Source organism: Micromonospora sp. NPDC049204 (assembly GCF_040647935.1).
Lineage (GTDB): Bacteria > Actinomycetota > Actinomycetes > Mycobacteriales > Micromonosporaceae > Micromonospora.
The window spans coordinates 120,384-137,873 of record NZ_JBEZDC010000014.1; the positions used below are offsets into that span (position 1 = coordinate 120,384).

At 67.3% G+C, this 17,490-nt stretch carries 10 protein-coding genes; 4 read left to right on the forward strand and 6 right to left on the reverse strand.

What is annotated here, in order from left to right:
- Window positions 1-59 precede the first annotated feature (59 nt).
- Entirely contained in the window at window positions 60-2,039 is a 1,980-nt protein-coding gene (locus AB0A90_RS24830) for an anthranilate synthase family protein (protein WP_357252362.1), read from the forward strand.
- Between the two features lie 153 nt (window positions 2,040-2,192).
- Here AB0A90_RS24830 and AB0A90_RS24835 read toward each other — a convergent pair whose 3' ends face one another.
- From AB0A90_RS24835 to AB0A90_RS24850, 4 genes are all read right to left on the reverse strand, one after another.
- Window positions 2,193-4,178 carry a multicopper oxidase domain-containing protein gene (locus AB0A90_RS24835; RefSeq protein ID WP_357252365.1) on the reverse strand — a complete coding sequence of 662 codons (1,986 nt, stop codon included), beginning with the start codon at window positions 4,176-4,178 and terminating at the stop codon, window positions 2,193-2,195.
- On the reverse strand, window positions 4,175-4,615 hold the full coding sequence (locus tag AB0A90_RS24840; RefSeq protein WP_357252369.1) for a DUF6220 domain-containing protein: 441 nt from the start codon (window positions 4,613-4,615) through the stop codon (window positions 4,175-4,177). The genes AB0A90_RS24835 and AB0A90_RS24840 overlap by 4 nt, the downstream gene beginning before the upstream one ends.
- A 311-nt stretch (window positions 4,616-4,926) precedes the next feature.
- Window positions 4,927-5,589 (reverse strand): response regulator transcription factor, encoded by a 663-nt coding sequence (locus tag AB0A90_RS24845; protein WP_357252372.1) that lies wholly within the window; start codon window positions 5,587-5,589, stop codon window positions 4,927-4,929.
- On the reverse strand, window positions 5,586-6,794 hold the full coding sequence (locus AB0A90_RS24850) for a histidine kinase (protein WP_357252375.1): 1,209 nt from the start codon (window positions 6,792-6,794) through the stop codon (window positions 5,586-5,588). The genes AB0A90_RS24845 and AB0A90_RS24850 overlap by 4 nt, the downstream gene beginning before the upstream one ends.
- Window positions 6,795-7,723: 929 nt before the next feature.
- Here AB0A90_RS24850 and AB0A90_RS24855 point away from each other — a divergent pair.
- Window positions 7,724-10,387, forward strand: a complete 2,664-nt coding sequence (locus tag AB0A90_RS24855; RefSeq protein WP_357252377.1) for a BREX system ATP-binding domain-containing protein — start codon at window positions 7,724-7,726, stop codon at window positions 10,385-10,387.
- Between the two features lie 69 nt (window positions 10,388-10,456).
- Here the strand turns inward: AB0A90_RS24855 and AB0A90_RS24860 are convergent, their stop codons facing one another.
- Window positions 10,457-12,427, reverse strand: a complete 1,971-nt coding sequence (locus tag AB0A90_RS24860) for a LuxR C-terminal-related transcriptional regulator (protein ID WP_357252380.1) — start codon at window positions 12,425-12,427, stop codon at window positions 10,457-10,459.
- A gap of 1,305 nt (window positions 12,428-13,732) precedes the next feature.
- Here AB0A90_RS24860 and AB0A90_RS24865 point away from each other — a divergent pair.
- Entirely contained in the window at window positions 13,733-15,910 is a 2,178-nt protein-coding gene (locus AB0A90_RS24865; protein ID WP_357252383.1) for an MMPL family transporter, read from the forward strand.
- A gap of 140 nt (window positions 15,911-16,050) precedes the next feature.
- Here AB0A90_RS24865 and AB0A90_RS24870 read toward each other — a convergent pair whose 3' ends face one another.
- Complete coding sequence (locus AB0A90_RS24870; RefSeq protein ID WP_357252386.1) at window positions 16,051-16,398, reverse strand: MerR family DNA-binding transcriptional regulator; 348 nt, start codon at window positions 16,396-16,398, stop codon at window positions 16,051-16,053.
- Between the two features lie 114 nt (window positions 16,399-16,512).
- Between AB0A90_RS24870 and AB0A90_RS24875 the strand changes: the two genes are divergently transcribed.
- Window positions 16,513-17,481, forward strand: coding sequence for a zinc-binding dehydrogenase (locus tag AB0A90_RS24875; protein ID WP_357252389.1), 969 nt, complete (start codon window positions 16,513-16,515; stop codon window positions 17,479-17,481).
- Window positions 17,482-17,490: the final 9 nt, after the last annotated feature.

A 17,490-nucleotide genomic window follows, 5' to 3' on the forward strand; every position in this document is an offset into this window, starting at 1 on the left:
CGCCTTTCGCCGCCGCAGTATCGAGAGGGGTGATCTGATCTCATGCGAAGGGGAGCAATATGGACGGGACGCATTCGAGCATGGCCGGACCCCCGGATGTTCTGGCCGGCCTCGGCGAGGACGGGCGCGCCTTCGCCCTGCTGTATCGGCCCGACCCGGCCAAGGACGCGCGCGTGGAGGTCCTGACCGGCGACGTCCACGACGTGGGCAGCCTCGCCGAGCTGCCCCTACCCGGTGACCCGGCGAGTGGCGCCCGGCACGACCTGCTTGTGGCGGTCCCGTACCGGCAGGTCACCGAACGTGGGTTCGACTGCCACGACGACCATGCGCCCCTGCTTGCCATGCGGATCCACGAGCAAGCCGAACTCAGCCTCGATCAGGCCCTGGCCGGCCTGCCCGAGCAGAAGGTACGCGTGTCCGACGCCGGATTCGACGCCAGCGACGAGGACTACGCGGCGATCGTCAAGCGCGTGGTGGGTGATGAGATCGGACAGGGCGCCGGATCCAACTTCGTCATCAGGCGATCCTTCGCCGCGCGGCTGGACGACTGTTCGGCCCGCACGGAGCTGGCGATCTTTCGGCGGCTGCTGACCGGGGAGCTGGGTTCGTACTGGACGTTCCTGTTCCACACCGGCGCGGGGACATTCATCGGCGCATCACCGGAGCGGCACGTCAGCATGGCAGACGGCACCATCTCGATGAACCCCATCAGCGGGACCTACCGGCACCCCTCGACCGGGCCGGACATTTCCGGTTTACTGCAGTTTCTGAATGACCCGAAAGAGGCCAACGAACTGTATATGGTCGTCGACGAAGAACTGAAGATGATGGCGCGTATGTGCACCTCCGGCGGTCGGGTGCACGGCCCGTTTCTCAAAGAGATGGCACGCCTCACTCACTCTGAGTATATCTTGACCGGTCAGAGCGACCTCGACGTACGCGATGTGCTGCGGGAGACCCTGCTCGCGCCGACCGTCACCGGCAGTCCGCTCGAGAACGCCTTCCGGGTCATCACCCGACATGAGACGACCGGGCGCGGATACTACGGCGGCGTTCTCGCACTGATTGGCCGTGACGCGATGGGCAGCCGCACGCTCGACTCAGCGATCATGATCCGCACCGCCGAGGTCGGCAACAACGGCAAGCTGCGCCTGGGCGTCGGCGCCACCCTGGTCCGTGACTCCAAGCCCGAGTCCGAGATCGCCGAGACGCAGGCCAAGGCCGCGGGCATGCTCGAAGCGCTCGGCCTCACGCTCGACGGCGACGGCGCCGCGGGCGAGCCCGCTGTCACGGGGGCGCACCCGTCGCCGTCCACCCATCCCCGGGTCCGGCTGGCGTTGCAGAGCCGCAACTCCACGCTGTCGCGATTCTGGCTCGACGGGGCACACCGGACGAGCCCGGAACCGGAGTTGGACGGTCGGCGCGTCCTGGTCGTCGACAACGAGGACACCTTCATGGGAATGCTCGGCCATCAGCTGCGATCCCTCGGCCTCCGGACCACGATCACCCGATACGACAGTCCGCTGCAACTGGAGGGCTACGACCTCGTCATCGTCGGTCCCGGCCCCGGCGACCCCAGCGACATGACAGACCCGCGCATGAACACGCTCCGCACGCTCACCCGTGAACTGCTCGCCGGCGCGGTCCCGTTCCTGTCCATCTGCCTGGGCCACCAGGTCCTCGCCGCCGAGCTGGGCTTCGACCTCGTACGGCGCACGGTGCCCAACCAGGGCGTCCAGATGCGCGTTGACCTGTTTGGCCGGTCCGAACTCGTGGGCTTCTACAACACCTACACCGCCCGTTCCGCACACGGCGTCATCTCACGAGGGCAGGGCAAGACCGTGCAGGTGAGCCGAACCCCGGAGACGGGCGAGGTGCACGCCCTGCGCGGCCCGGGATTCCGATCCGTGCAGTTCCATCTCGAATCCATCCTCACCCAGCACGGCCCGCAGATCCTCAGCGACCTACTCGTCTCGCTACTCAAGGAAGCGCAGAGCGCCGCCGCCGCTGATACACGTGTCGGCGCGCGTCAGCACTAGGCGGTCATGCGGTGCCCCGGCCGGTCCGGCAACGCCGGGCGATGCGTCCGGCAGCCACCGCACAGGGGGCAGCTCGCCCTCGTCACTGAAGGTGTCAGGCTGCCCTCGGTGTCGGTCACGCGAGGACAGCCCGCCAACCCTCGGGCCGGCACGTCAGTGAGCGTGGCCGCCGCCTGCGAAGGGAGTACTCACACCGTCGTAGACGAGCCGCAGCATCATGCCCTGCTCCTGATGCGGCAGGTTGTGGCAGTGGTTCATCCACACACCCGGGTTGTTGGCGCGGAACGCCACCTCCCAGACCTCTCCCGGCCGCACATCGAAGGTGTCCACCCAGAGTGGGCTCCCGGAGGAACGCTCCCCGTCCCTGGAGAGAACCAGCACGGAATGGCCGTGCAGGTGCCAAGGGTGAGTCTCGAGGCTCCGGTTGACCACCGTGAAGCGGACGACGTCCCCCTCGGCGACGACCTGGTCGGGGACCGAAGGATGCCCGCGACCGTCGACGGTCTGGGCGAAGGCCGGGCGGCCGTCGACCATGGCCAGAGAGCGGTCCAGGACGAGCGTGAAATGCCGATCGGCGTTGTCGGTGTCGAACGGTACGACCGCGGGCTCGCCGTAGTGCAGCAAGTCGAGCTCGGGCCAGTCGGAGGTCTCCGGCCGGGCCGGATCTTTCCCGGCGTAGCCGGTCGGGCGCAGCAGCAAGCCCTTGGCGTGGCCGTTGTCGACCACGAGTGCCACCGGCGTCTCCGGCATGGTCAGGACCGCGTCGTACCGCCCACCGGCGGGTATGCGGAGCCCGACCTCACGCACCTCGCCCGGCCGGTTGAGATCACGGCCGTCAACTGCCACCACCCGGAACGGCGTGTCGGTCAGCGCGAACCAGTGCGGATCCGAGTCGGTGTTGATCATTCGCAGTCGCACCAGCGCGCCCGGACGGGCGGTGTGGACGGTGCGATCGGCCTGGTCCCCGATAACCGCGACGTCGTCGAAGGTGTGCACGGGCAGCGTCAGGTCCAGCTCTTCCGCCGGCTGCCTCTCTCGCGGACTCACAACGAGGGTCCCGTACAGCCCCTTGCGCACTCCGGGGTGCGATACCTGGTGCGTGTGATACCAGTACGTTCCCACCTGATCGGCCTGGAACCGGTAGACGAACTCGCCGCCCGGTTTCACGGCGTGCTGTGTGGCGCCCGGCGCACCGTCCTCGCCGCACGGCACGTCGTACCCGTGCCAATGCACGGTGACACCGTCGTCGATGTCGGTGTTGCGAAGCGTCACCTCGATGAGATCACCTTCGGTCGCGGTGATCGCCGTGCCGGGCAGCCGGCCATCGTAGGTCCACGCGTGGACCTCACCTCCCGACGCGAGGCTCACGTTGGCGGTCCTGGCGGTGAGTGTGTGCTGCCGGGTGGCGCCGCCCGGCATCGGGACGCGGGGCCCTCGCAGGTCAGCCACCGAGACCGTCGCGGTGGACCCGGAGGCAGGTGCTGGGCCTCCCCCGGTGACCACGGCCTCGGGATCCCGGAACAGCAGACCGACACCGGTGACCCCTGATCCGACCGCGACCGCCCCGCCGGCCACGCCGAGGAACCTGCGGCGGGAGAGCTCCGTGGGACGTCGCGATCCCGGCACTTGGCCGCTGTCCGGGGAACTGGCGTCGGTCTGCTCTCCGGTCGGTGTCGTGATCACCCGCATGGTCAGGAGTGCGCCCGCGCAGACCAACGAGACGGCGATCAGCGCGGTGCTCCAGGTGAGGGGAAAGCCCGCGAAGAACGTCACCATCAGGCCGGCCAGCGCGGCGTATCCCGCCGTGAACAGCGCGACGAGGCCGCCGGCGGGCAGACCCTCGCCGGGGGTCCGGCGCGCCGTACGCAACCAGGGTCCGGTGAGAAGCACGGCGGCCAGTCCCGCGACGCCCAGCATGGGAAGGCTCAGCAGCACCTTCTCCTGCACGAACCACCAGCCCCGGCCGGATAGCGCCGCCACGGTGGCCACCCGGGCGAGCGTCACCAGGACCGCTCCGACGAGCAGGCCGAACGCGAGCCGATAGCGCCGGAGGGCCGCCGTGACACCGGCCGCGAGCCAGGAGGCGACACCCAGCAGCGCTACGGCGTAGTCGAAAAGGATCCAGTGGAGCGTACTCATGATACCGATCGCGCCGAGCCAGCAGCCGTGGTGGCGGGCGTCGTCGCCTTACGGCCTCCCACCTTCTGCAGGATCGTGTGGAGCACGGCCATCATGATCAGCCCGTTGACCGCGTGCAGGCCGAACACGAGCTGTCCGGCGGTCGTAGTGCTTCCCGAGTCCCCGAATGCCTTCGAGATGACCACGATCACGGGCTGCAGGATGGCGAGGCCGGCGACCAGGGCGGTGAGGCCGATGATCTGGCCGGGCATCCGTCCCACCGCGGCGACCACCGCCAACACCACGGCGAGGAAAACCGTGCCCATGCCCAGCAAGCGGTGGGGCCGGAATGCCTCGTCATTGGGCGCGCTGTTGAACGCACCGTTGCCGGCCAGGAAGAACAGCACGAAAATCGCGAACATTAACAACGCCGCCAGCCCGACGAACGCTTTACGCATGGGAGTCCCTTCAGGTGGGTTGAGCCGCAGGGGTGTTCGGGTCTGTGTTGCCGGTCAGGCGGTGCGGCGGGAGCGGGCGACAGCCGGCACGCCGACGACCAAACCGGCCAACCCCATCGAGGATCCCTTCGGCTGCCGAACAGAGGTACCTGCGTCAGCGTAGGCACCGAAGGGGTCACTGGTCGTCATGCGGAAGGAGCGAATTGATCTACTGCCGGGGCGGTACGCACCCGGCGCACTGCTGCATTCGCAGCAGCCACATACCACCGTCGCAGCATCGCGACCCGACTTGCATTCGGCCTCCCGACCGGTCAGCGGTGCAGGGGACTCACCAGGCCGGATTCGTAGGCGAAGACCACGAGCTGGGCGCGGTCGCGAGCCCGGAGCTTCGTCATGGCCCGATTGACATGGGTCTTCGCGGTCAGTGGGCTGATCACCATGTGGTCGGCGATCTCATCGTTGGACAGGCCCCGCGCCGCCAGGACGACGGCCTCGCGTTCGCGGTTGGTCAGCTCCTCCATCCCCGGGCTGACCTCCGCGCCGGGCGGCTGTGCGACGTACCGGCCGATCAGCATTCTGGTGATCGACGGTGCGAGCAGGGCGTCACCCCGCGCGGCGACGCGAACGGCGTGCAGGAGGTCGTCCGGCACGATGTCCTTGACCAGGAACCCGGCGGCACCGCTGCGCAGCGCATTGAAGACGTATTCATCCGAGCCGTAGTTGGTCAGAATGACCACTCGCACCCCGGCCAGGTCCGGGTCCGCGACGATCTGCTTGGTCGCCTCGATGCCGTCCATGACCGGCATCTGGATGTCGATCAGGGCGAGGTCGGGCAGGTACTCCCTGGCGAGGGCCAGCCCCTCCCTGCCGTTGGCGCCCTCGGCCACCACCTCGATGTCGTCTTCGGCGTCGAGAAGCGCGCGGAAGCCGCTGCGAAGGAGCGGCTGGTCGTCGACCAACAGGACACGGATCATGAAATTCGCGCCACCGGGAGTTCGGCCTGGACCGTGAACCCGCCCTCGGTACGCGGTTCCGCGCGCAGGCTGCCACCCAGGGCAGTGACGCGTTCGCGCATCCCCAGCAGCCCGACTCCGTGCACCGGGGCAGAGCTGGGCTTGGCCGTTCCGTCGTCATCGATCCGGATGGCGATGGCGTCTGGAAGGTAGTCGATCCGGATCGACGCGTTTGCAGCGGCGGCGTGGCGGGCGGTGTTGGTGAGCGACTCCTGGACGATCCGGTAGACGGTCCGGTCCACCGCGTCCGGCACGTCCTGCCGTTCTCCTTCGATCGTCAGCGTCGTGCTCAGGCCGATCCCATGGGCCCCCGCCAGCAGTTCCGGAAGGTGATCGAGCCCATGTGACGGCGACTTACTGACGTCGCGCAGCGTCTCCAGGGTCGCCCGCAGCTCCCGGGTAGCCTCACGGCCGGCCTCCTGGATGGCCAGCAGGGACTCCGATACCTGTTCGCCACGCTTGCGGGCCAGGTGGACCGCGACTTCGGCCTGCACCTTGATGATCGAGATCTGGTGGGTGAGCGAATCGTGCAGCTCCCGTGCGATGTGCAGCCGTTCCTGGGTCGCGCGCAGCCGCGCGGTTTCCTCGCGGGTGTGCTCGGCCTCGTCTGCCCGCCGCTCGGCCTGCCGCAGCGCCTCACCCGCGGCAGCCGCAGCGATCAGCCAGGCCAATTCGAGGACACCGCGGGCCTGTGCGATCGGTTCCTTCGCAGCACCCTCGGGGGAGGTCATGATCGCGAGCGGAAGAACGGTCATCACCACCACACTCACCACCAGCGTGTCGATCCGGTGCCCAGACCGTACGGCGGCGTACACCGCGATCAGGTACGCGACGGCGGGCACCGCGAAACCGATCGCGTTGTAGCCCACCACGCACAGCCCCGTGAAAATCAGGACGGGAATCGGAGCACGGTTGATGGCCGCCAGCGCCAGGCCGCTCGTCACCACGAGCGCGTAGCCGAGCAGTTTGAGGCCCGTGGTGGAGTGTTCCCCCGCCAACGCGGTGATCAGCAGCGCTCCCGCCACGCCAACCGCGATGATCCAACTCTTGATCCGGTTCCAGACATCGGAGAGTCCAGTCCTCATGAGCGCACTGTAGCCGAGCACGCCGGCTTCGCGTCGCCGCAAACCGCGCCGCTGCCGCCGGGCGGCAAGTGACGTGTCCATCGTGGACAGGCGCAGGCCCGTCGCCGCCGCGGACCGTCGCGTGTGGTTGTGGTCCGTACGACGATCAGCCGCCGCGTGACGACTGGCCGCACGGGTCGCGCCGCCCTACGGGTTATCGATCCCCTGGTCAGGTGGCGCCTCCGTCCGGGCCGGCACGCGCGATGACCCCGGTCCTCGCGGTCCACGGTCCTCCGGCGCCCGCTCATCCCGCTGTGCTGGTTTCGCGGGTCCACCACGAAGAGCGGGATCAGCTGGCACAGGACTCTCGACAAGCCTATTTTCCCTGATCAGAACGCATTTCCTCGTTTCGGTCCACTCCTTGGACAGCCCCGTGACCAAGGGCCGAGGCCAGACGGCGTGGACGACTCCGAAGTCGATGCCGTGGCCTTCCACGAAGCGGCGTTCGTGGACATCCGAGAGCAGAGTCCCGATGGGATGGTCCGTCTTCGGGTGAGGCCATTTGACAATGCAAGGCAAAGGGATCTCGGCCATCCGGAAGGGACCTGAATCGGCAGTCGAGCTATCCCCGGTGGCGTGACGCGATCACCCCCTGCATCCCAATCTCACACTAATTCCTTGAGAACGCGTCAGTTCAAGCGCGGAAACTCTGACCTATTCCGTTCCGGACGCGCGCATCGACCCGAAGGCAATGCGATTTCGCGACCAGCGCATCCGCGGTCTGCACGGCTCAACGTCGAGTCGGCATCGCCTGACAGTAATCTCGCCGCGTCGTCCTGCACACTACTCACGCGAGTAGTACACGCTGATACACGTCTTTGCGCCGTCCCACCGCAAATCCCGTATAACTGGGTTAGCTCTTCCGACATCAGGTGCCTCGACTGTCCGGTCGGACAGTCGAGGCACCGCGATGACGGCCATGCCCCGGACACGCGTCGGACGATTCTCCAGAGAGACACGGAGCGGTAAGCATGAGTTCACTGGTAGGGCGTGAGCACGCACTGTCCTCGTTGGGTAGCCGTCTGGACGCCACCCTGCGGGGGTCGAGCAGTTGCGTCATCGTCGACGGGCCGTTCGGTGTCGGCAAGACCCACCTGCTGAAGGCCACGGCCCTGGAGGCGGCCGAGCGCGGCCTGACCGTGGTCGCCGGCCGAGTGAGCGTCACCGATCAGCCGATCCCCGTACATCTGCTCATCAACTTCCTGCGTCACGTGATACCGGGTGAAGTCGACTTCGATGAGCTGGCCCGCCCGGACCGGAACCCCTTCTGGTTGATGGATCGTGTCGGCGAACTGGTCAAGAGCGCCGCGCGCAGAAATCCCGTGGCAATCGTCCTGGACGATGCCCAGCGGCTCGACGACGTCAGCGCCCTGGCCCTGCGGGGGCTCGTGCAGTCGCTGGCCTCGTCACCGGTGCTGTGGCTGCTCGCACGCCGACCGGTTCCCATCCGGTCCCTCGCCCAGCACGCCGTCGACTGGCTGGTCGAGCACGTCGCGGTGCGGCTTCACCTGGGGCCGCTCGACGGCGCGGCGGTAACCGAGTTCTGCACCGGCATCCTCGGCGCCAAACCGGACGCATCCATGCTCAGCTGGGCGGCCCGCTGCGGAGGCAACCCGTGGCTGATGGAGAACGTCTTCAGCGCGCTCACCAAAGCGGGACAGATGATCATCGCGGACGGCGCGGCTTCGGTGGTGTCCGACCGTCTGCCCAGAGGCGTTTTCACCGCTGTCGCCAGCCTGCTGGACGAGATGTCGCCCGAGGTTCGGCGACTGCTGGTCAACGGCCGGAGGATCGGCCAGACGTTTACGGTCGAGGAGGTGGCGACCTTGCTCGGCGAGCCGGCTCACGAGCTGTCCTGCGGCGCCGACGAGGCCGTACAGGTCGGCCTGATGCGACGCGACGGCACAAAGCTGACGTTCGCGCAGCAGGTGATCGGAGAGGCGCTGCAGTACGCCCCGTTCCAGGAACGGGAGCCCGGCACCGTGTCCACTCCCGCGGCCACCCCTGCCCCACCCAACGTCGCGAAAGCCCGTTCCGTGTGGCTGGTGCCGCTCCCCCCGGTCGTGACGCCGTCCGCTCTTCCGCTGCCACGGGAGCGAGGACGTGGCGACGACATGGCGGCTCGGGCCATCGCCCAGCTGGAGCGAACGTTTGACGAAGCGCCACGAACGCTGGCACGTGCCCTGCGCCTGCTTGCCACGGCGGGAGAGTGCGCCGAAGCCTGCCGTCTCGCGGACGTGGCCCTTCGCCCTGGTATCGAGGCGGCGACCGAAGCGCACCTCGTACTCGAGCTGGGGCAGGGACTGCGGGACGCCGCCAGCCACGGTATGACTGTCGAGCTTCTTCAGCGAACCCTGGCCCGACAGGACGTCTGTGAGCTGGATCGCGCCAAATTGAATCGGGCGCTCGAGGACACCACGAACCGCATGAGCGACGTGCCCGGCGGTGTCACAGCACCGTGGCGCACCCAGCCCCCGGCCCCGTACTCCCGCGAGACCACTGAGCGCCCGCTCTGGACGTGGCTGGTCCGGGCCCTCCTCGCGGCCGATCAGTTCGAAGAGGCGACATCCGTCCTCGCCACCGTCGAGCAGGACGCGGACAATCTCGGAGCGGCCTGGTCGGAGTCCCTGTGGCACGGCCACCGCGCCGAACTCCTGGTTGCGGCAGGTCGACTCGAGGAAGCGCGGCTCGAGGCCGAGGCCGCGCTTCGTCCGGCCGAGCGGTCGGCGTCGGCAGACTCCGTACCCGCGCGCCTCGTGCTGGCCCACATCAGCATGCATCAGGGTGATCTCGCCACCGCCAGTACCCAGCTGCGCATGACCGAACGGTTGATGACCGGTGACGCGACAGCCGACAAGGCTCGGCTGAACTGGGCGCTCGCGCAGTTCCACGCGGTCAGTGGGCGTCCAGCGATGACAGTCCAGATCCTGAGCAACAGCGAGGGGCACGTCGTACCCGACCCCCTGCTCTTCATCGAAGCTCCGACGGCTGCGGCGACGCTCGTTGTTCAGGCCAAGCGGGCGGGCCTCGGCTCGGAGGCCGAACGGGCGGCCGAGTTCGCCCGGCGGATCGCCCAGCGCAATCCGGTGGTGCAGTCGCTGGCGGGGGGCGCCGAGCACGCCGAGGGCGTCCTGCGCAACGACCCGGTCGCTCTGCACCGCGCCGCGGATATTCACCGATTAGCCGGACGTCCGCTGGCGGCGGCGACCGCGCTCGAGCACGCGGCGCGGGTGGAGCAGAGCCTGCGGAACAAGGCCCGAGCGGCCCGGCTACTCACCTCCGCCGTAGATCTCTATCTGGAATGCGGTGCGCAGGGTGACGTGGACCGGGTGCGGGAGAAACTGCGTCATCTCGACGCGCACAATGTCCGTCGGCTGGATGCCGAGCGGCCCAAGTCGGGCTGGGAAAGCCTGACGAGCGCAGAGCTTCGCGTCATCCGGGCGATCATCGACGGCCGGACCAACCGGGAGGCGGCGAGCGCACTGTTCCTGTCACCGCACACCGTCGACAGCCATCTCCGGCGGGTGTTCTCGAAGCTAAAGATCAACAGCCGCGTCGAACTGACCAGGCATTTCATCGCCCACGAGGCAGTCCCACCCAGGGTCTCGGCACAGCGATCAGGTGGTACCCGGTAGGGCCAGTCCGCCGGCTGATCAGATCAGCCGGCGGAGCCGACAAATGGTCCTCTGCGATTCTTCCGACTATCAGCCGGCCCGACCGTCGGCGCGGCCGGAGCCCCATTTCTCCTCGTCCATCGAATAGATTGCCGCTCTGCTCGAGTACATCGCGGCCGCGTTCGCCAACTCGACACGGGTGTTGATGTCCAACTTCTTGTAGACCTTGCGGAGGTGGTAGTTCACCGTGTGCGCCGACAGATGCACCTGTTTGGCGATCTGCCGATTCGTCAAGCCCACGCTCACCAGATAGGCGATGCGTTGCTCCATGTCGGAAAGAGCGGACCAGCGGGTGGCAAGCCGCGAATTGCCCTCTTCGGAGTGGGTCGACGCGACCGCCCGTGCCCCCGCCGGCGCTTTGGCCGCATAGAGCTTGGCGAGTTCCTCGGTCGCCAGGGCCACTGAGATCGGATCCGGCGACTGCACGATGATGAGCGCGAGCGCGGCCGGGGCACTGTTCGCCAATGCGTTTGCATGCATGGCGGTCAATCCAATGATCGGGAAATCCGGATTGTCCTCCGCCAGACCGTCGACCGTCCGGAGAACGCTGTACTCAAGGTCGCTGTCGCCCACGTCTCGCGCGAGAAGCACCAGGAAGGCAGCGGCACTCGGAACCTCGATGTACAGGCTCCGCTGCGTCGGCAGATGGCTGTACTTGCCGGACAGTAGCTGGGCCCCCTCCCAGGGTCCTTCCTTCTTGACCGCGATGAGCATCTCGGCCCAGGCATACTGCACGGAGTCGAGCACCACCTGGTTCGCCGCGGCGGTATGCGCCCGCTGCAGGTACTCGATGGCTGCGGGCAGGTCCTCCATGTAGAACGAGGCGGTACTGAGCACCGAGTAGGCAAGGGGTCCGAGCATGGGAACGGCGTCCCGCTCCTCCGCGGCGATCGCCAGCGCCGCCTCCCGACGCGCGTCTCCGATACGCCCGGACTGGAGGAACAGCCGGGCCCGCATGGCCGCACACGCTGCCGTCCAGACCGGTACGGGCAGTCCGCGCAGCCCGGCCTCGGCGTCATCGATCAGCGTCTCGGCCGCGTCGAACTCGCGAAGGCTCACAAGTTTCCCGGCCAGAGCGAGTTGAGAATGAAGACACCAGACCGGATGAGCATGCTCGCTGAGGCGAACCGCGTTGCGACCGAGCTTGAGGCCCTCGGCCAACCGCCCCGTACGCCACAGCACATTGGATCGTGCCGTCAGCGCCATCGCCGCGGCGATATCGCCCGGCCCGGCCCCTCGCTCCCGCAGGATCCGCTCGGAGGCGATCTCGGCTTCTGCCCTGCCGAGCAGGTGGTAACCCAGAATAAGAGACGCCTCCGCGTCGAGCCGAGCGGCCAAAGAGATGCCCGGACTGGCGAGAACACGCTCCGCCGCACGGACTCCGGCTGCCGCGTCCCCGTTCATAATCAGGCTGTGCGCCCGGGAGCACGCCCCGCCGGCTTCGTCCTTGACCGTGCCGGACGATTCGCTCGGCCGCTCGGCCAGCCATAGCCGCTGACCGTACGCCGGGGTACGTCTCCTGGAAAGACTCATCGCCTCCCGCCGCAGGGCGTCACGTGCGGGGGCGGGGATGGACTCGATGATCGCCTGCAGAACAAAATCGCTCTGAAACGCAAGTTGGTGCTCGGCGGCGACGACGAATCCTGATGCCATTGCCTCATCCAAGGGAGAGAGCAATGTTCCTGAAGATCTGTCCAGCAATCCTGCCACATCCTCCAGCCTGAAGGATTTCCCCAATACCGCTGCCACCTTCAGGAACTGCTGACAGTTCGCACTCAGGTCATTCAGTCGGCACACCACAAATTCCAGGACGCGACGGGGAGTCCGCCGCGAAACCAGTTTCAACGTGCCATTAACTCCCCGACCGCCACTGACTTCCCGAACAAGCCCCTCCTCGGCAAGCCCGAGCGCCAGCTCGGCGAGTAGCTGGGGATTCCCTCCCGCACCGGCGGCGAAGTCGATCAACTCATGGTCCAAGGCGGCCCCGAGGATGTACCGCAAGACCCGCTCGTCGGCATCCTCGCCCGGCGGCCTCGGCACCAACCCGTTGGTGACACACACGGCGGCCAGAACCGCGTCTGACCTCTGGTTCTTTAGTTTCGGTCCCGTTGTCATAATCCCCCCGAGATTATGCGCACGCACCTGAATGAAGACCTTTAAATCGATAGGTCACGATCACGCTACCACAAACAATGGCGCTCATGGATCATGTTTGGGCCGCACCCCCGACCACCAGGCATCAGGGGTAAGTCGTGGCCATTCGGGCAGCCGCGACCAATATCGGACCAAACTGAGCAGTAACGTCAACGGCATTACTCCCCGCTACTCTTTCGCTCACCTTCAGCCGGGGCATCGCTCGCCCGTCCCGACCTGACTTACTACCCCTTGTCGTGCAGGTGATGGAGGCGTGTCGCCGAGTCGGGCGGAGCTGGTGGACCGCTGACAGGGACACGGCGACCCCCTCGCGGGTAGGTCTACGTTGCCGCCGGCACTCTGGCGCCGTAGATCAGCGGCGGGGCTGTCCACCGAGGTGTGCGGGCGACCAAGGCCGTTGCGGCTGCGCACCAGCGGGGGGTGCAGCCCGTCCCCGCCGGCCTCGCCTACCGCGCATCGCCCCAGGTGTTCCTGATCGAACGCACAGTCACCGTGGGCCGCCGCACCACACCTACCAGACGCAGCGCCCGTCGACCGGATCGAGCGACTGCCGGGTCGGAATGGTCACCATGGCTCGTCCAATCGAAGCACCCGACGCGCGGAATTCGTGCGCTACCGGAGGGTAGCGGTCGAGCATCGACACACCTCGTGCGTCGTACAAAATTGCGCGATCGCGCAAGCGCTGCGCCGTATGCCGCCTCAGGTCGCGGTGAATCGGCGCGAGATTGACGATCGCCCGAGCCGTCTACCAGGACACCTGAGCATCACGACATCGATGCGGAGACAACAGACACTCCGATCGCCGGACCGGTCCGGTATTTCCGAGCGGTCCGGCGCGTCAATATCCTGAAATTGCGGCTCAGTTAATACGCATTGACCGATTTTGACGACAGTTGCAGCCAGTTGAAAGCCCTCGCCGGATCACCACCAGCGGTAATGCTCAAAGCATCGAATGCGACATAGAGCCGCAAATGCGTCGACTGTCGGAATCTGTCCCCTCCCGACGACGGCGAATGCCGACGAGCTGTACTGCGGATGGAGTACCGCGCCCGTGGTAGCGCGGCCCGAAAAGTGCCTTCATCTGCATCTCGACGCGGGCACCCCCGAACACGAGTATTGCACTGCAAGCTAAATAACTATGAGGAGAAGCTGATGCCTACCGAGAGTCCACGTACTGATGGAGCTCTGGCGGGACTGGCCCGGTTCTGTTATCGGCGTCGTCGACTGGTGCTCCTGAGCTGGATCGTCGGCGTCGTCGCCGTGGCGTTCCTCGGCTTCAGCTACGGCGCTCCCTCCGACAATTCGTTCTCCGGCGGGGACTCCCACTCCGCCCAGGCCCAGGCCCTGATCGAGAAGCACTTCCCCGACCAGCAGGGCGACACGCTCACGCTCGCGATCAAGGCGGACAAGGGGATCGACGACCCCGCCGCTCGGCAGAAGATCGAGAAGGTCCTCGCCGACCTGGCCGCCTCGCCCATCACCGGGCCGGTGATCTCGCCGTACGAGGACCAGAACCTCGTGACGGCGGATCGTCGTATCGCCAGGACGACCATTCCGCTGACCAATGTGGACGTTTCGATGTCCGAGGTCAAGCCTCTGGTGGACACCGTCAAGGACGCATCCGCCGACGGGGTGACGCTGGGGCTGGGCGGCGAGAAGGCCGAGGAGGCGGAGACGCCCCCGCAAGGCACGGCCGAAGCGGTGGGCATCCTGGCGGCAGCGGTGATCCTGTTCATCGCCTTCGGGTCGCTGGTGGCGATGGGCCTGCCCCTCATAACCGCACTGCTGGCGGTAATCGGCGGCATAGCCCTGATGCAGCTCGCGGGGCACCTGATCCCCTCGCCCGACTTCACGGTGATCGTGGCCGTCCTGATCGGACTCGGCGTCGGAATCGACTACGCACTGTTTATCCTGACCCGCTACAAGGACAGCCTGCAGGAGGGCGACGATCCCGAGAGCGCCACGGTCAAGGCCATCACCACCGCGGGTCACGCGGTTCTTTTCGCCGGCACGACCGTGGTGATCGCGCTGCTGGGCCTGGTCGCCATGGGCCAGAAGATGATGATCGGCGTGGCGATCGGCGCGTCGACGACCGTGCTGGTGACGATGAGCGCCGCGGTCACCCTACTGCCGGCGCTCCTGGGCTTCACCGGCCTCAAGATCAACTCGCTGAGCCTCCCCCGTCGGACGGCCCGCCGGACGGCGGGAACCGGCATGCCGGCGCGGGAGCGCTCCACGCCCGCCGAGCGCTGGGCCGGCGTGGTGCAGCGCAAGCCACTCATCGCCGCGGTCCTGGCCACCGCGATCCTGCTGGTGCTGGCCGCACCCGCGCTGTCGATGCGGCTGAGCCTGCCCGACGCCAGCGTCCAGCCCCGTGACCGGAGCAGCTACACCTCGTACGAGATCCTCTCGGAGGGCTTCGGCCCCGGATACGGCGCACCCTTCATCTTCGCCGCTGCGGTCGACTCCCGCGACGCCGACCTGAGCCCCGTCGTCGAGGCGGTCCGGAACACCGACGGCATCGCCTACTCGACTCCACCACGGATCAGCGAGGACGGGCAGGCCGCCATCTTCATGGCGTTCCCCAAGACCGGGTACCAGGACGAGGCGACCGCGGACCTGGTGCACAAGCTGCGCGACGACGTGCTGCCCGCGACGCCAGGCGGCGAGGACGTCTACCTCGGCGGCCCGAACGCCGGCGCGATCGACTACGCGGAGGACACCAGCTCACGACTGCCCCTGATGATCGGGGTCGTCATCGTGCTGTCCCTGGTGCTGCTGCTCCTGCTGGTCCGGTCGGTCACGATCGCGCTGCAGGCCGCGGTGATGAACCTGCTGTCGATCGGCGCGGCCTATGGCGTGCTGGTCGCGGTCGTGCAGTGGGGATGGCTCGGCTCGGTCCTCGGGTTCCCCACCGAGATGCCGATCACGACCTGGGTGCCGATGATGATGTTCCCGCTCCTGTTCGGCCTGTCGATGGACTACGAGGTCTTCCTGATCTCGCGGATCCGGGAGGAGTACGAGGCCACCGGCGACACCCGCAGGGCCGTCACGCGCGGCTTGGCACGGACCGCCAAGGTCATCACCGCCGCCGCCGCCATCATGATCGCCGTCTTCACGACCGCCCTGCTCGGCCCCGACGTCTCGGTCAAGCAGATCGGTCTCGGCATGGCTGTCGCCGTGCTCGTCGACGCCACGATCATCCGGATGATCCTCGTCCCAGCGGTGATGGAACTGTGCGGCAACGCCAACTGGTGGATGCCCGGACGTCGGGCACCAAAGACCACCTCGGCACCCCCGGCCGAGGTTGAGGAAGCGGCCAGAGTCTGACCCTTCCTCGGGAGGAGTGCGGGGAACCCCTGAACACATTCCCCGCACTCCTTCCCCAAGCCCCCACCGCAATAGGGTCCGACATACGGCGACTCACTCGGCCCGATCGTGGTCGCGCCGATCGCCGGTCCTCCCGCCGGTCACAGCTCGCAGAGTTTTCGGTGGGAACTGATGTCGTCGAGTGTCTGGTGAAGTTCGGCAATACGTCTGTGGGCTTCGGCGGTCAGTTCCGTGTGGAGCCGCTTCCAGTCATCGATCGTCGGACTCGGGCCAAGGGTCCCCAGCAGGGTCGCGATCTCGTTGATGCTGAGCCCGATCCGCTGGGCGACCTGAGCAACTCTCACCCGGCAGGCGGCGTGGTCATCGAACCGGCGCTGGTTGCCGCTGGTACGGATGGCGGTGATCAGGCCACGAGCCTCGTAGAACCGGACCGCCGAACTGCTTACACCGCTGTCCCGGGCGACGTCTCCGACGGTGAACGATGCCATCAGTCCATCTCGCCTTCCGGTTGACTTCAACCAATGTTGAAGTTCTAACGTCGCCAACAGAAATTGTCAACGGCGGTCCGGCACCGGCGGGCCAGACGGATCAGGGGCAAACACATGCGTGCGATTCAGGTAACCAGGTACGGCGGTCCGGCGGTACTGGCGCCGGTAGACCTGCCCGACCCGCAAGCAGGGACCGGCGAGGTTGTCGTACGGGCCGAGGCTATCGACACCATCTATCTCGAAACCCAGATCCGGGGTGGTTGGGGCGAGGTGTTCGGTGTCACTCTGCCGTATGTACCCGGCGGCGCAGCAGCGGGAACGGTGGTCTCCACCGGTTCGGGCGTCCCCGAATCCTGGCTAGGCCGACGAGTCGTTGCCGGCCCCGGAACGCGGGGATCCTATGCCGAGCTGATCCGCACCGGCACGGACCGGCTGGTGCCGGTCCCCGACGGCCTGGACCTGCGGGCCGCGGCTGCTCTTGCGCACGACGGCGTCACCGCCACCGGCATCATCGACGGAGTTGGAGTCAAGCCGGGCGACCGGGTACTGATCCTGGGAGCCGCGGGCGGCATGGGAACGCTGCTGGTCCAGCTTGTGCACCAGCTTGGTGCACAGGTCGTCGGGGCTGCCCGTGGCGCGGTCAAGCTCGCGCTGGTGCGGCGGCTCGGCGCCGACGCTGTCGTCGACTACACCGAGGACAACTGGACCGACGCGGTACGTGCCGCGTTCGGCGGCCTACCGGTCGACGTGCTGCTGGACGGCGTCGGGGGCGCTCTAGGCACGCAGGCATTCCATCTGGTGGCCGACGGCGGACGCGTGTCGTCGCATGGGGCGGCGAGCGGTGACTTCGCCACAACGGACCAACAGAGCACCGGCTCCCGCGGCATTGTGGTGCGTGGTATCGCGGACGTTCAGTTCGAGGCGCCGGACATGGTGCGGCTCGCAGGCAAGGCTCTGACCGACGCCGCGGCGGGACGGGTACGTCCGGTCATCGCACAGGAATATCCGCTGTCCATGGCAGCCGACGCTCACCGTGCGATGGAGGCTCGGTCGATCCCGGGTAAGGCGCTGCTCATTCCGTGATGGGCCGGT